Annotated in this window: 13 protein-coding genes and 1 tRNA gene; 10 read left to right on the top strand and 4 right to left on the bottom strand. The window is 48.5% G+C overall.

Annotation, left to right across the window (positions count from 1 at the left end):
* The coding region (locus FNY66_RS14730; protein ID WP_150311628.1) for a CYTH domain-containing protein at positions 1–316 on the top strand (316 nt) is incomplete at its 5' end.
* A 34-nt stretch (positions 317–350) separates the two neighbouring features.
* On the opposite strand, the gene FNY66_RS14735 is transcribed toward FNY66_RS14730, so the two are convergent.
* Entirely contained in the window at positions 351–1,625 is a 1,275-nt protein-coding gene (locus FNY66_RS14735; RefSeq protein WP_087152291.1) for a M18 family aminopeptidase, read from the bottom strand.
* A 142-nt stretch (positions 1,626–1,767) separates the two neighbouring features.
* Here FNY66_RS14735 and FNY66_RS14740 point away from each other — a divergent pair, with 142 nt between their 5' ends.
* From FNY66_RS14740 to FNY66_RS14775, 8 genes are all read left to right on the top strand, one after another.
* Complete coding sequence (locus FNY66_RS14740) at positions 1,768–2,442, top strand: response regulator transcription factor (protein ID WP_150311629.1); 675 nt, start codon at positions 1,768–1,770, stop codon at positions 2,440–2,442.
* Between the two features lie 22 nt (positions 2,443–2,464).
* On the top strand, positions 2,465–3,907 hold the full coding sequence (locus FNY66_RS14745) for a sensor histidine kinase (protein ID WP_150311630.1): 1,443 nt from the start codon (positions 2,465–2,467) through the stop codon (positions 3,905–3,907).
* Between the two features lie 117 nt (positions 3,908–4,024).
* The gene (locus FNY66_RS14750) at positions 4,025–4,699 is read left to right on the top strand and encodes a PepSY domain-containing protein (RefSeq protein ID WP_229409548.1); all 675 of its coding nucleotides are present in this window, start codon (positions 4,025–4,027) and stop codon (positions 4,697–4,699) included.
* A 106-nt stretch (positions 4,700–4,805) separates the two neighbouring features.
* A tRNA-Cys gene (locus FNY66_RS14755) sits at positions 4,806–4,877 on the top strand.
* Positions 4,878–4,992: 115 nt separating this feature from the next.
* Entirely contained in the window at positions 4,993–5,715 is a 723-nt protein-coding gene (locus tag FNY66_RS14760) for a DUF5058 family protein (protein WP_087152294.1), read from the top strand.
* A gap of 22 nt (positions 5,716–5,737) precedes the next feature.
* A complete protein-coding gene (locus FNY66_RS14765) occupies positions 5,738–6,430 on the top strand; it encodes a hypothetical protein (protein WP_150311631.1) in 693 nt (230 codons plus the stop codon).
* 16 nt (positions 6,431–6,446) lie between these two features.
* On the top strand, positions 6,447–7,883 hold the full coding sequence (locus FNY66_RS14770) for a M20 family peptidase (RefSeq protein WP_229409549.1): 1,437 nt from the start codon (positions 6,447–6,449) through the stop codon (positions 7,881–7,883).
* Positions 7,884–7,964: 81 nt separating this feature from the next.
* A complete protein-coding gene (locus tag FNY66_RS14775) occupies positions 7,965–8,462 on the top strand; it encodes a PepSY domain-containing protein (RefSeq protein WP_229409550.1) in 498 nt (165 codons plus the stop codon).
* Positions 8,463–8,870: 408 nt separating this feature from the next.
* Here FNY66_RS14775 and FNY66_RS14780 read toward each other — a convergent pair whose 3' ends face one another.
* A complete protein-coding gene (locus FNY66_RS14780; RefSeq protein ID WP_072524990.1) occupies positions 8,871–9,314 on the bottom strand; it encodes a hypothetical protein in 444 nt (147 codons plus the stop codon).
* A gap of 10 nt (positions 9,315–9,324) precedes the next feature.
* Complete coding sequence (locus FNY66_RS14785; protein ID WP_143142973.1) at positions 9,325–9,798, bottom strand: hypothetical protein; 474 nt, start codon at positions 9,796–9,798, stop codon at positions 9,325–9,327.
* Between the two features lie 72 nt (positions 9,799–9,870).
* Between FNY66_RS14785 and FNY66_RS14790 the strand changes: the two genes are divergently transcribed.
* Positions 9,871–11,571 carry an ATP-dependent Clp protease ATP-binding subunit gene (locus FNY66_RS14790; RefSeq protein WP_150311633.1) on the top strand — a complete coding sequence of 567 codons (1,701 nt, stop codon included), beginning with the start codon at positions 9,871–9,873 and terminating at the stop codon, positions 11,569–11,571.
* A 626-nt stretch (positions 11,572–12,197) separates the two neighbouring features.
* On the opposite strand, the gene FNY66_RS14795 is transcribed toward FNY66_RS14790, so the two are convergent.
* Positions 12,198–12,653: a MarR family winged helix-turn-helix transcriptional regulator gene (locus FNY66_RS14795; RefSeq protein ID WP_150311634.1), complete on the bottom strand. Its 456-nt coding sequence runs from the start codon at positions 12,651–12,653 to the stop codon at positions 12,198–12,200.
* Positions 12,654–13,457 lie beyond the last annotated feature (804 nt).

Raw genomic sequence — 13,457 nt, forward strand, 5'->3', positions numbered from 1 at the left:
TCGAAATATACAGAGGGAACTGCAAACAGGTGTGGAAGACGGAACGATCTGTAAAAATATACTGCAGGCGATCGGATATGCTCCGGCAGCTCCGGAAGTGATCAAGGACAGAACGATGCTGCAGAATGGTTCTGTGACAGCCTGTCTGGATTATGTGCACGGACTTGGAGAATTTCTGGAACTGGAGATACTGGTGAGAAGCGATGAAGAGAAAGGTGCCGCTCTCGCTCAGATTGAAAGTATTTTGAATAATTTGGGGTATCAGATCTCCGATACAGTACGGACGTCTTATTTATCTATGCTTCAAAAAAAGTAAGTTCCTTTTTCTGCAAACATTCTGAATCCTGCAATTACCGGAAGAATTCCCTCGCCGCCCGGATCAGATATTCTGTATCTTTCACTCCGGCTGTTTCGTACGGCGAGTGCATGGCGAGCTGCGGAAGACCGATATCCACGGTGTTCAGCGCAACCTGTGTATTTGAGATATTTCCAAGTGTGGAGCCGCCCGCCATATCAGAACGGTTGACAAAGGTCTGTACCGGCACGTCTGCTGTTTTGCAGATATCGCGGAACATAGCGGCCGACACCCCGTCCGTGCAGTACTTCTGATTGGCGTTAAACTTGATAACGATGCCGCCGTTTATGTAAGGTCGGTTTGACGGATCAGCCTTGTCTGTGTGGTTCGGGTGTACAGCGTGCGCATTGTCTGCCGAGATCATCAGGCTGTTTGCGAGATGGATCAGATAGTCTTCGCGGGTAAGGCCGAGACAGTCGTGGATGCGCGTCAAGGTGTCGTACAGGAATGTGGAAGCGGCTCCCTGCTTTGTGCCGCTCCCGACTTCTTCATTGTCAAGGACACAGTGGATCGCCATATATTCCTGCCTGTCTCCTGCGAGGAATCCTTTCAGCGAGGCGAATGCGCACTGCAGGTCATCCAGCCGGCCGCAGGAGATGAATTCTTCGGAGGCACCCCAGATGCTTGCTTTTTCTCTATTATAGAGGAAGAGGTCATGGCCCAGGATATCCTCTTCGTTTACGCCGGCGGCTTCGGCGGCGTTCTTCATAAACGTACCCTTGGCCGTCAGGTCGCCATACAGGGGCAGCATGTCTTTCTGCGCGTTGTACTTGTAACCGTTGTTTGCCTCACGGTTCATGTGGATGGCAAGGTTCGGGATGAGTACGAGGTCCCGGTCAATATTCACCAGTCTGGATACGAAAGTTCCGGAATCCGGATCTTTGACGATCACGCGTCCGGCCACGGAGAGCGGGCGGTCAAACCAGGGAGCGCAGAGCAGGCCGCCGTAACGCTCAACATTGAGACGGATATAGTGACTGTCCGTTTCAAGTTCGGGGTTCTCTTTTATTTTGAAAGTCGGAGAATCCCCGTGGCTTGCGATGATGCGCATTCCCTGAAATTCGTGTTCGGGTACAGTAAATGCGATGAGAGAAGAGCCGTTGCGGGTGATGAAATATCTGCCGCCAGGCTGTACGTGCCATTTCTGGTTTTCCTGCAATTGTACAAAATTTTCATTTAGCAGGGATTTTTTCATATTTTCTACTGCGTGGAAGCAGGACGGGCTGGCTTCCAGAAATTGCGCAAGTTCTTTTGAAACTGTATGGTCCATGGTGATAAAAATCTCCTTTGTGTAAAATATTAACTGATATTTTCAGAATATAATCTGCCTTCCGCCGTGTCAAGATAAAGGTGTTTGGCTTTACAATTACCGGCGGCTTGCGTATACTGGAAAACATAAAGGAGCTGATCGTATGAGGATATTGATAGCTGAAGATGAGAAGGATCTGAATCGGATCATAACGAGCCGGCTTAAGGCAGAACATTACAGTGTGGATTCCTGCTTTGACGGGCGGGAGGCGCTGGAATATCTGGAGAGTGCAGAGTATGATGCATTGGTGCTCGATATTATGATGCCTGTACTGGACGGGCTGAGTGTATTGAAACAGATGCGCCGCAGAAATGACAGTACGCCCGTGATACTGCTGACGGCAAAAGACAGCATAGAGGATCGTGTATCGGGACTTGACGCCGGGGCGAATGACTATCTGGTGAAGCCGTTCGCATTTGAGGAATTGCTGGCGAGGATACGGGTGCTTCTGCGAAAGCCCGCAGAAACCCCGAAAACATGTTATAAGGTGGCGGATCTTGAGGTGCATATGGATACGCAGCAGGTAAAGCGGGGCGGTAAAGATATTAAACTGTCCGGCAAGGAATTTGCACTGCTCCGTTATATGGTGCAGAATGAGGGGATTGTGCTCTCAAGAGACCGGCTGGAGCAGCATCTGTGGAACTTTGATTATGCAGGTGGCTCCAACGTGATCGACGTATATATACGGTATCTGCGCAAAAAGATTGATGAAGGGTACGACCGGAAATTAATCCATACTGTGCGTGGCTCAGGATATGTGCTGAGAGCAGAACCATGATAAAAAACATCAGGGCAGGACTATGAAAAAGATTTCATTGAAATTAAAGCTTACATTATTATATACGTTTTTCATGGCGCTTCTGACATGCGCGGCTCTGGCAATCCTGTTTTCGCTGAGCAGTCGGGAAATGCTGTCTTCCACACAGACAAGGCTGGAGAACAGAGTACAGGAGAGTGTAGAGTTTATTGCCCTTCGTAATGGTGAGATAAGGATCGACTCGGATTTCTATTCTGTGGTGCGGGATGTATACTTGTCTTTGTATGACAGTGATATGTATTTTATGTATGGCAGGATCCCTCACGGCTTTACTCAGCAGCCGGAACTGGCGGACGGAGAGATAAGGACAATACGTGATGGAAACAGAGAATGGTATGTGTATGACATGTCATACAGGCTGTCCGAGGATCGGACTGTTTATGTTCGGGGGATCACTTCTATTACGGATGCAGAAGAGAGTTTTACAGTGACTGTGCGGTTTGCACTTGTACTCCTTCCGCTGATGGTTCTGGCGACTGCTGTTATCGGTTACCGTTTTACAAGGCGAACGCTGGCGCCGGTGCGGCAGATTACGGATACGGTGCGGCAAATCCGCGCGGATGCGGATCTGTCCAGACGCATCGGGTTTGAAGAGGTTAAGAGAAACGGACGGCCTATGCCTGATGACGGCGGCAGCGATGAAGAAACGGGAGAACGCAGAAAGAAGGGTGATGAGATTTACATCCTGGGGCGTACATTTGATGAAATGCTTGAAGAGCTGGAAGAGGTCTTTCGCCGGGAACAGCAGTTTACATCAGATGCTTCCCATGAACTCAGGACTCCGGTGAGTGTGATCATGGCTCAGTGTGATGCAATGCTTGCAGAAGGAAATTCACTTACAGAAGAACAACGGGATCAGATCGGTCTTATCCAGCGAAAAGCGAGAGGCATGGCGGACATGATTTCCCAGCTTCTATTTCTGTCGCGGGCTGATCAGGGCAGGCAGCCATTGAATAAGGAGCGTATAAATATAAGCGAACTTACGGAGATGATCGCAGAAGAACAGCAGATGCTTGCGGATGCAGACGGGCGGGGGATACACATAGAAACTCAGATCTGCCCGGAGATATGGGCAGATGTGGATGAGACATTTTATATAAGGATGCTTGTAAATCTGATCTCTAATGCCCTGCGATACAGCCGGGAGAATGGGCTGGTTGAAGTTAGTCTTGTGCAGGACGGGGATGCGTTCACAGGAAGTGTGCGCGATTACGGTCAGGGAATCGTGGCGGACGCGCAGCCTCATATATGGGAACGGTTTTATCGGGCGGAAGCTTCGAGAACGGACGGAAGTCATGCGGGACTCGGGCTTTCCATGGTGAAATGGATTGCGGAGGCCCACGGTGGAAGTGTCTCTGTAGAGAGTGAAGAAGGGCAGGGCAGCACATTTTCATTTTGTATTCCAGCAGGAGAAAATAATTTTTGAAATATAATAAAAAAATGAGATACTTTAATCTTGCTTTAATCTTTCTCATTTATAGTGGTATCAACAAAACAAATAAAACAAAAAATAAATAAATCACTATTGAAGGGAGAAAGAAAAATGAAAAGATTAACAGTAGCAGCAATTATTACAGTAGTAGCAGCGGGAGTATTTACAGGATGTGGAAATGCCGGAACGACACAGATGAACAGTGCAACGGGAACTACGGCAGAGAGCCAGAACAGCCAGGATGCAGGCACACAGAGTAGTGCGCAGAGTGATGACCAGAATGCAGCAGGAACTACAGATCAGACAGGCAGCAATTCGGGCACACAGGACATCGGAGAAGATGCAGCGCTCCAGGCGGCATTAGAGGCGGCAGGCGTCAGCGAGTCAGATGCTTCAAGACTCCGGATCAGCAAAGACAGAGATGACGGAAGAGTTGTTTATGAGATCAGGTTCGATGTAGATCAGACAGAATATGATTACGATGTCCTGGCATCAGACGGACAGATATTAAGCTCTGATGTGGAGCTGCGGAACGATGACAGAGATGACGATGATGACAGAAACAGAGGAAGCAATGCAGATGTGGCGATTAGCCGGGAAGAAGCAATCGATATTGCTCTTGCAAAAGTATCAGGGGCAACAGAGAGTGATATCAGGATTGAACTGGACCACGACGATGGAAGGTACAAATACGAAGGGGACATTATCTATGAGAGAGTAGAGTATGATTTTGAAATCGATGCGAATAGCGGAGATGTCCTCGAGTGGAGTGAGGAGAGAGACTGAAAGAGCAGCAAAAGGGCCGGCATGGTGAAAATGCCGGCTTTTTGCTTGACGAATGGAGTGTACTCTGGTATAATTTTCTGAGTGCAGAAATAAAATAATAATATATGGCGCAGTAGCCAAGTGGTAAGGCGTGGGTCTGCAACACCCTGATTCACCGGTTCAAATCCGGTCTGCGCCTCTGATTAAAGAATTGAGAAATGCTGGAAACTGGCATTTCTCTTTTTTTAATCTGTTGCATCGCAGTACAGCGTTAAACAACATCAATGATCTGAAAATGAGAATGGAGGGAAACTATGTTTGATCCGAACAGTACTTTTCTATTTATCCTTGCAGGGCTGGTCATTCTTTTTGTGATCGCCCAGTCAGTATTTTTCCTTGTCAGGGCGTACCGCAGAGGCAGGGCGCTCGGCATGGATATGAAGCAGATACGAAAGACGATACTTTCTACTGCGGTCTTTACTTTTGCACCGGCGGTATCTATTCTGCTGGGAGTTATCACTCTTTCTAAATTCCTCGGGCTTCCGCTCCCGTGGCTGCGGCTGAGTGTCATCGGCGCTATTACTTATGAGCTTCCTGCAGCGACTACCACGGCAAATGCGCTGGGCATCACGGCGCTGTCAGAGACGATCACTGACCCGCAGGTCTATACGGCCATCGCGTGGGTCATGACTCTGGGAATCTTCCCGGGACTGATCTGGGTGCCGCTTTTTATCAAGAAGATACAGGGCGGTCTTATGAAGATCAAGAACAAAGACAGCAAGTGGGGAGATATCCTGATGACTGCTCTGTTCCTCGGTATGATCTCAGCATTCCTCGGAATGGTATTTGCAGATATCCGTTCGGGACTTGCGGGATGGATACCGATCTTTGTTCTCCTGTTTTCCGCGCTCGTCATGGGAATCTGCGGGCTTCTTGTGAAGAAATGTGGTATGAAATGGCTGGAAAACTATGCGCTTCCCATCAGCATGCTTTGTGCGATGGCGTTTGCTGTGGTGATCACGCCGCTGATCGTGTAAGTTTGAAGGAGGTATGAGGAAAATGAAAGATAAAAATACAAAAATATCAAAAACTACAGGCGGGCGCAGCTATGAGGATATGACTCATCTGTACGGAAGGATATGGATCTTAAGCGCGCTCGGCATGATCTTTGCCTATCCGATCGTTACCTGTATCTATTATGATGCATGGCCGGGGATCGTGCCGGTGCTCAAAGGTCTGGTCGGAGTGGCTCCGATCTTCTGGACAGTCGGACTGATCGAGGTGCTGACTTTCGTCCCGATGCTCGGCACAGCGGGATCTTACCTTGCGTTTGTGACAGGAAACCTGACAAATCTGAAAGTGCCCGCGGCATTGACTGCGATGGAAAATGCGCGTGTAAAACCGGGGACAGAAGAAGGTGAAGTTATCTCAACGATCGCAGTGGCAACGTCCTCGATCGTGACGACCGTGATCATTGCAGTCGGCGTGGCTCTGCTCGTACCGTTGACGCCGATCCTGAACTCACCGACGCTCAAGCCGGCGTTTGACAATATCCTTCCGGCGCTGTTCGGCGGACTTGCGGTTGTGTATGTGAGCAAGAACTGGAAGATATCTATTGCGCCGCTTGTATTTATGGTGGTGCTGTTCCTGTGCGTACCTTCGCTGTCCGGTTCTGTGGGTGTGCTTGTACCGGTAGGTGCGATCATTGCCATCGGAGCAGCAAGGATCCTGTACAATAAAGGAAAACTGTGAAAGGAGATTTTCAATCGTGATCGTGTTATACGTTATACTTGCAGTTATTGTTGCTTTTCTTGCAGTCCTTCTGATCCGGGCCGCATTGTTCCGGCCGCACGAAGAGCTCCGGCCGTCCGGAGAAAAGGTCGAGCTTGATGAAGAGAAGATCGTAAAGGACATGGTGGAAATGATCCGCTGTAAGACTGTGTCCTATAATGATGAGAGTATGATCGACAAGGCGGAGTTCAAGAAATTTCAGGATCTGCTCCCCAAACTATATCCTAAAGTGCACGAGAACTGTCCCCGCGAGTTCGTGGGAGTAAACGGAATGCTGTATCACTGGAAAGGGAAGAAAGCAGAAGAACCGGTCGTCCTGATGGCTCATTATGATGTGGTTCCGGTGGAGGAATCACTGTGGGAGAAACCTGCATTTGAAGGAATCATAGAAGACGGTATGATCTGGGGAAGAGGTACTTTGGATACGAAAGGGACATTCTGCGGTATTATGGAAGCGGCAGAGAAGCTGCTCGGAGAAGGATTCGTGCCGGAACATGATATCTATCTGGCGTTTTCGGGTCAGGAGGAGATCAATGGCCCGTCCTGTCCGGCAATCGTGGATCTGTTTGAGGAGAGAGGGATACGTCCGGCACTTGTCGTAGATGAGGGCGGCGCAGTCGTGGAAAATGTATTCCCGGGAGTTTCGAGGGAGTGTGCATTGATCGGTATTGCAGAGAAAGGACTTACCAATATCGAATTCAAAGCAAAAAGCGGGGGCGGCCATGCGTCTATGCCGCCGGTACATACGATCGTGGGAGAGCTGGCGCAGGCGGTCGTTGATGTGGAGAATCATCCGTTCCCGAGGCAGCTCACCAAGCCGGTGAAAGAGATGCTTGATATCCTCGGCAGACATTCGGGATTTGGTTATAAGATATTGTTTGCGAACCTGTGGTGCCTCGAACCGTTGTTTGATAAGGTGTGCCGCGCTTCCGGCGGAGAATTAAACGCCATGATGAGGACGACCTGCGCTGTGACAAAGATGCAGGGCGGTAAGGCGTTCAATGTGATCCCGCCCGCAGCTTCTGTGGGAATGAATCTGCGCCTTCTGGGGAAAGATACAGTAGAATCCGCCAAAGCATATCTTGAAAAGACGATCAATAACCCTAACATTGAAGTGTCTGTTTTTGAGGGCCGCAATCCATCGGCTGAGTCAGATACGGACTGCGCAGAATATACAAGACTGTGCCAGGCTGTGAAAGATACATGGACAGACGCTATCGTTTCGCCGTACCTTATGATGGCTTGCAGCGATTCTTGGCATTACTGCCGGATCACGGACAGAGTGTACAAGTTCTCGGCTATGAAGCTCTCGAAAGAAGAGCGGGGAATGATCCACGGAAATAATGAAAGAGTACCGATCGGGACGCTGGTAAAAACAGTTGAGTTTTACGTGCGGCTGATGAAGATGTGCTGAGTTTAAAAATATGAGTTTTTTAATGTTCCTTTAATCTTTTTCATGTATAATACAGTTACGATAAGAAAGGAGGAGCGGGTGATGAGGAAAAGATATCTGATAATCCTTACAGGGCTTATATTATCATTTGCATTGCTGACCGGATGCGGGATGACCAGAACGGCTGAACAGTCACAGACTTCTGATGTGAGCAGTACACAGAGAGAAGAGGAGCTGCAGGCTGAGATCGATGCCCTTCAGCAAGAGATCGATGAGCTGAAAGGCGCTCAGGATCAGCAGGATACGGCAACGAGTGCAAAGGATGAGCAGACCTCAGATAACAGCCAGACTGCAGACAGCGGTAAAAGCAGCGGTTCATCCGGAAATACATCTGATGGAATGATAAGTATGGAGGAGGCTCAGAACATAGCGCTTGAGAGAGTGCCGGGAGCAACTGCACAGGATATGTCCATTGAACTTGACCGTGACGATGGCTGGTATATATATGAAGGAGATATTCTGTACAACAGAATGGAATATGAATTTGAGATAGACGCCAATACGGGGAATATTCTCAAATGGGAAGAAGAACGATGGTAAAAACACAAAAACAGAGTGTCTGCGGGCTGATGTTATCTTAATGACATTGGTCTGCGGGCACTCTGTTTTTTTGTGTTAGAAAACTAATTTGTGACTACATGCAACTCTAAAATTTCTTTGATTTTTCCCCTCAGAACTTTATGTTAAAAGACTGTAAAAAGTACAAAAATTAGTACAAAAAATGATGGAAAAATAAGGGATAAACTATTGACAAAAAATGGTAACAGGAATAAGATGGTAGTGTTTAAATATGGAAACTCAGAGGGGATAGTTGTTGATTGTCAAGTAAAATTGACCCACTTTTTCGTTGAATCTTGACCCACCTTAGTAGCCGATAAAGCGGAGTACTAAGGTGGGTCAATTCTATCTGTCAATCCTGATTTTTACACTGTGAATTGACCCACCCTGTTAATGGGTTACCACCTGATATCCGTCTGCTGACAATGACGTCTGATCTATCAGGATCGTTCTCGTGGATGAATCCAGGGTAATGTAGCGGCTTAGTGTCAGAAGACGGTCACTGATCAGCTCGTGAACCAGTTTTTCCATCGCCACAGGCCGGGAGTCTGAAGCCGGATCGGGCTGACGGACCGCTGCAACTGCGGTTGTTCCGCATAACTCATCAAGATCCATAAAAACACCGTCAGCCACACTTGTGTCAATTCCGGAGAAATGATCCGTATCGGCATCGTATAAATACTTTCCGCATTCCTTGATCCGGTTTATCACAAAGTAAGGATGCTTGATCCCGTACTCGCTCCTAAGATAGTCATATGCTGCTGTTTTACCTCCGCTGTTGTATTGTTCAATGATTTTAGGGAATGTTTCTTCCCCAATGATTGTCTTGCCCATGCTGCGCCTCCTATTGTGCGATGTCCCAGTCGAACGGATCAAACGGCCATTCCTCATTGATATGTTTACGCACGTATTCGTATGCTTCCTCGCACAGATTGTTGGCGGCCAGAAACTCCCAATACAGGAAACATGTCCTGTAAAGCCGGTTTGCCTTCTCCTTCAATTCCTCATATGTAGGCGGCTCTGGTGTCGTAATACCATCACGGTCAATACCGTATTCTTCAAGAAGATATTTGCTCCCTTCCTCATAACTCATGGAATCAAGCGCACGCCGGATTTCTTCCTCCTCACGGTATACATCCAGAAAATCTGCCGGGCTTCCGCTTTCATAGGAAGCCATAGAAGCATTTTCATGTACACTGTTGCCTGCAGCCACCCATTCATGCAAGGCTTCCCTTTCTTCTTCCGTCATGGGTGTGACTTTTTCGTATTCCCTGAGTTCCTGCTTAAGCAACTGCCTTTTTTCTTTGTTTATCTTCATTTCACTTATTCCTTTCATTTCGCACTCTGTTTTGACCCTTTGACACGGTAGCTGTCACCCGTTATACTAGGGATGCTGTCAGGCACCCGGTTCCGGGGAGACTTCGAAGAGCGGATGAAGAGCTTTATCGAGGAGGCGGAATCCGAGGGAGATGTGATTCTCTTTATTGATGAACTGCATATGATCATGGGCGCTGGCGCAGGATCCAGCGAGACGATGGATGCGGCAAATATCCTGAAGCTGGTACTGGCCAGGGGCGGCCTGCAGGTGATCGGCGCTACCACACAGAAGGAGTACCGTCAGTATATTGAAAAGGACGCTGCATTTGAGCGCCGGTTCCAGCCTGTGGAGGTTGTTGAGCCGGACAAGGAAAATGCAGTAAAGATCCTCGCCGGTCTTCGGAAAAAATACGAAGAGTTCCACGGACTGAAGATTACGGATGCAGCTGTGAAGGCGGCAGTAGATCTGTCAGAACGATATATTCAGGACCGGTTCCTGCCGGATAAGGCCGTGGACTTGATGGATGAAGCGGCTTCCAGGATCAAGACCCGGGGGCTGACGACGCCTCCATATCTACTCCAGCTGGACGAAGAGGTGAAGCGCACGAAGAAGGCAAAGAAGAAAGCAGCAGACGCTCAGGAGTATGAGCAGGCTGCTGTCCTCCGTGACAGACAGATCGAACTGGAGAAGGAACTGGATAAGAAGCAGGCGGCATGGCAGAAAGAACAGTGCAGCATTGTGGACGCGGAGGATATTGCGGAGGTCGTGTCTGCATGGACGAAGATTCCTGTAACTATGCTTACTGCTGATGAGGCGGAGAATCTCAGGTCTCTGGAAGAGACGCTGCATAAGCGTGTGATCGGCCAGGATGAGGCAGTTACGGCTGTGGCGAAGGCCATCCGCCGGGGACGTACCGGCGTGGCGGATCCGGAGCGGCCCATTGGTTCATTTCTCTTCCTTGGTCCTACAGGCGTGGGCAAGACAGAACTATGCCGGGCACTGGCGGAAGTCATGTTCCATGATGAAAATGCCATGATCCGTCTGGATATGTCAGAATATATGGAACAGTACACTGTCTCCAAGCTGATCGGATCTCCGCCGGGCTATGTAGGCTATGACGAGGGCGGCCAGCTGACAGAGATGGTGAGAAAGAAACCATACAGTATCGTTCTGTTTGACGAGATTGAGAAAGCCCATCCTGATGTGTGGAACAGTCTTCTGCAGATCCTGGATGACGGCAGACTGACGGACGCTCAGGGCAGGACGGTAAGCTTCAAGAATACTATTATCGTTATGACCTCCAATATCGGAGCGCGTGAGATCACGGGCAAGAGTTCTCTCGGATTTGCCAAGAACGAGGCGAGTGAGGAAACACGCAGGGATGAAAATATCCGGACCAGAGTCATGGAGGCCGTGAAGCAGACCTTCCGGCCTGAATTCCTGAACCGTCTGGATGAGATCCTTGTGTTCCATCCGCTGAAACAGGAGGATGTACGCCGGATCGCGGATATCCAGGTAAGGAAACTTATAGACCGTATGGCGAAACAGGGGATTCAGCTGGAAGTGGATGACAGCGCTCTGGAAGTTCTGGCGGAGAAGGGCTACGATCCCGCCTATGGCGCAAGACCGCTGAAGCGGACAATCCAGTCCATGCTGCAGAATGCTGTGGCTGACCGGATCCTTGAGGATAAGCCGGAGGAAACTGACATACTGGTTGTGTCTGGAAACGATGGTAAGGTAGAAGTGAAGGTGGAGAAGGAGTTGGCTGTATAGTTCAATAGCATTTTCCGTTAAAATGTGTCCGGAAGCGGAGCGGATATTTGGTGACACGTATTCTGAGAGTGAGAATGTGGGTGGATCGGTCACTTGTTTTTGAGTGCCTTGATCGTTGGATATTGAGAAACGGTTGACCAATCTCCCACACCTCCCCCTCAGAAAGACTCGTACCGCCGTCCGCTCTGCTTTCCTGTTCTGTCCAAATCGGAAATGTTATCGCCCAAACAGACCAAAACGCAAATTGGCGCGGCTTGGAATTCTTACCGATTGTAAGACTTCTCGGCCGCGCCTCTTTTTGTACATTTAAGCATCGAAGTTGGTGCTTGAAACAGTCTTCGGGAAACAGATGTCCTGTCTCCCTTTCAGAAATTCATGGCCGTTCGGCTGCGAAATTCATGTTCAGTTTGATGGAGAAAAATACACTTAAAGGCTACTGTTTATTTGTTTGCAAACGTCCGCTATAACGAAGCTTATTGTCCCGGCGACCACGCTTTCGCTCGGAGCATAGCGCAGCGGACACGTAATGCCGCAAAGGACGCGGTCTAAGTGCCGGCGCTCTGCTACGGGGCTTCGTGACAACACAGCGCCTTGACAGCGGCCCCGTGAATACCTAAACAGCCATATTATTTCCGGTCGGAGGAGAGAACGGAATACAGATCGTCCAGATCTGTGAGCAGATCGATCAGCTGCCGCATATTATCCTCACCAAAACGATCGAGTATCTCAGACCATATCTCATCGTATTTTTTCATAGACTGTTCAGCTGCCGCCCGGCCTTCGGGGGTGGCGCTGATGGAAACCTTGCGGCGATCCTTCGGATCGATCTCGCGGGTTATGTAGTTCTTTTTTTCCAGAGTGTTCAGAATGTATGAGATGGCAGGCTTGGAGATATGCAGTTTCTTCTGCATCTTGGGCACATCCAGATTCATGCATGGGCATTCCTGGCAGCATGTCCCTGCTATACTGTGCAGGATTACCATCTCGTTCATCTGCATCTCACACTCTGCAGAGAGGGCGGATTCCAGTTTGCGAAAATGAATAATCGTTGTAAAAAACTGTTCTCTCAGCTCACTACTCATATCGTTAACTCCTTAATTAATAAATATTTAATAGAAGTATACCTCACTGGAACCGGGATTTCAAGGCAAAACAGGGGGACAACCTATCGAGATTATAGAAAGGTACTGTTCATTTACCTTTTGCTCCTGGCATCATTATTATATATGGAAAGAACAGATAGACGGAACGAAGCGATATAAAACAATGATCTAGAATTGCATCAGATTATGTTCATAGTGAGGAGCCGTGCAGCGCCGGATGTGACGAAGAAGAGAGATCTTCGTCCGTCCTGTGGAGGAGAAGGAGAAAAGCGCAGAAATGCAATTATGAAAAATTAAAAAATGAATATACAGACTGGGAAAAAGAAAGTTTGTGAATTATGTCGGTTTGTGCGACAAAGCCAGAAAAATACAGAGTTTAGCACATAAATGTGTCCATTGTGTCAAGAAATTTGGAACAAAAATGAATCAATAGGAAAAAGTGGAAAGTGCGGTTGACATTTTCTGGAAGGCAGTGCTAGAATAGTAGTGTTTAAGTAGGGGGAAAGTGCCTGGATCGATGGGATAAGTACATAATGCCTATGGTATTTGACTTGCATTGTTCGACGGCATTATTCATTAAGGGGGTGGGCTTTTCCGTTATTTAAATAAAAAAATACCCCCGGGTGCGGGAAAAATGTTTAGGAGGAGATAACGATGTATAGGAAGAAGCTGATGAGGGCTTGCCTGATGGGAACGCTCGTCGTGTCAATGGCGGCATCCAATGTGGCTCCGTATGCACCGCTGGCTGCGACGAAGGTTGAAGCAGCTGACATGCAAACGGTT

Source organism: Mediterraneibacter catenae, from assembly GCF_008691045.1.
Taxonomy (GTDB): domain Bacteria; phylum Bacillota; class Clostridia; order Lachnospirales; family Lachnospiraceae; genus Mediterraneibacter; species Mediterraneibacter ornithocaccae.

Coding starts and splice junctions, on each gene's coding strand:
- FNY66_RS14785 (WP_143142973.1), bottom strand. CDS start 9,798: ATGAAGATAAACAAAGAAAAAAGGCAGTTGCTTAAGCAGGAACTCAGG.
- FNY66_RS14760 (WP_087152294.1), top strand. CDS start 4,993: ATGTTTGATCCGAACAGTACTTTTCTATTTATCCTTGCAGGGCTGGTC.
- FNY66_RS14775 (WP_229409550.1), top strand. CDS start 7,965: ATGAGGAAAAGATATCTGATAATCCTTACAGGGCTTATATTATCATTT.
- FNY66_RS14795 (WP_150311634.1), bottom strand. CDS start 12,653: ATGAGTAGTGAGCTGAGAGAACAGTTTTTTACAACGATTATTCATTTT.
- FNY66_RS14745 (WP_150311630.1), top strand. CDS start 2,465: ATGAAAAAGATTTCATTGAAATTAAAGCTTACATTATTATATACGTTT.
- FNY66_RS14765 (WP_150311631.1), top strand. CDS start 5,738: ATGAAAGATAAAAATACAAAAATATCAAAAACTACAGGCGGGCGCAGC.
- FNY66_RS14735 (WP_087152291.1), bottom strand. CDS start 1,625: ATGGACCATACAGTTTCAAAAGAACTTGCGCAATTTCTGGAAGCCAGC.
- FNY66_RS14740 (WP_150311629.1), top strand. CDS start 1,768: ATGAGGATATTGATAGCTGAAGATGAGAAGGATCTGAATCGGATCATA.
- FNY66_RS14780 (WP_072524990.1), bottom strand. CDS start 9,314: ATGGGCAAGACAATCATTGGGGAAGAAACATTCCCTAAAATCATTGAA.
- FNY66_RS14750 (WP_229409548.1), top strand. CDS start 4,025: ATGAAAAGATTAACAGTAGCAGCAATTATTACAGTAGTAGCAGCGGGA.
- FNY66_RS14790 (WP_150311633.1), top strand. CDS start 9,871: ATGCTGTCAGGCACCCGGTTCCGGGGAGACTTCGAAGAGCGGATGAAG.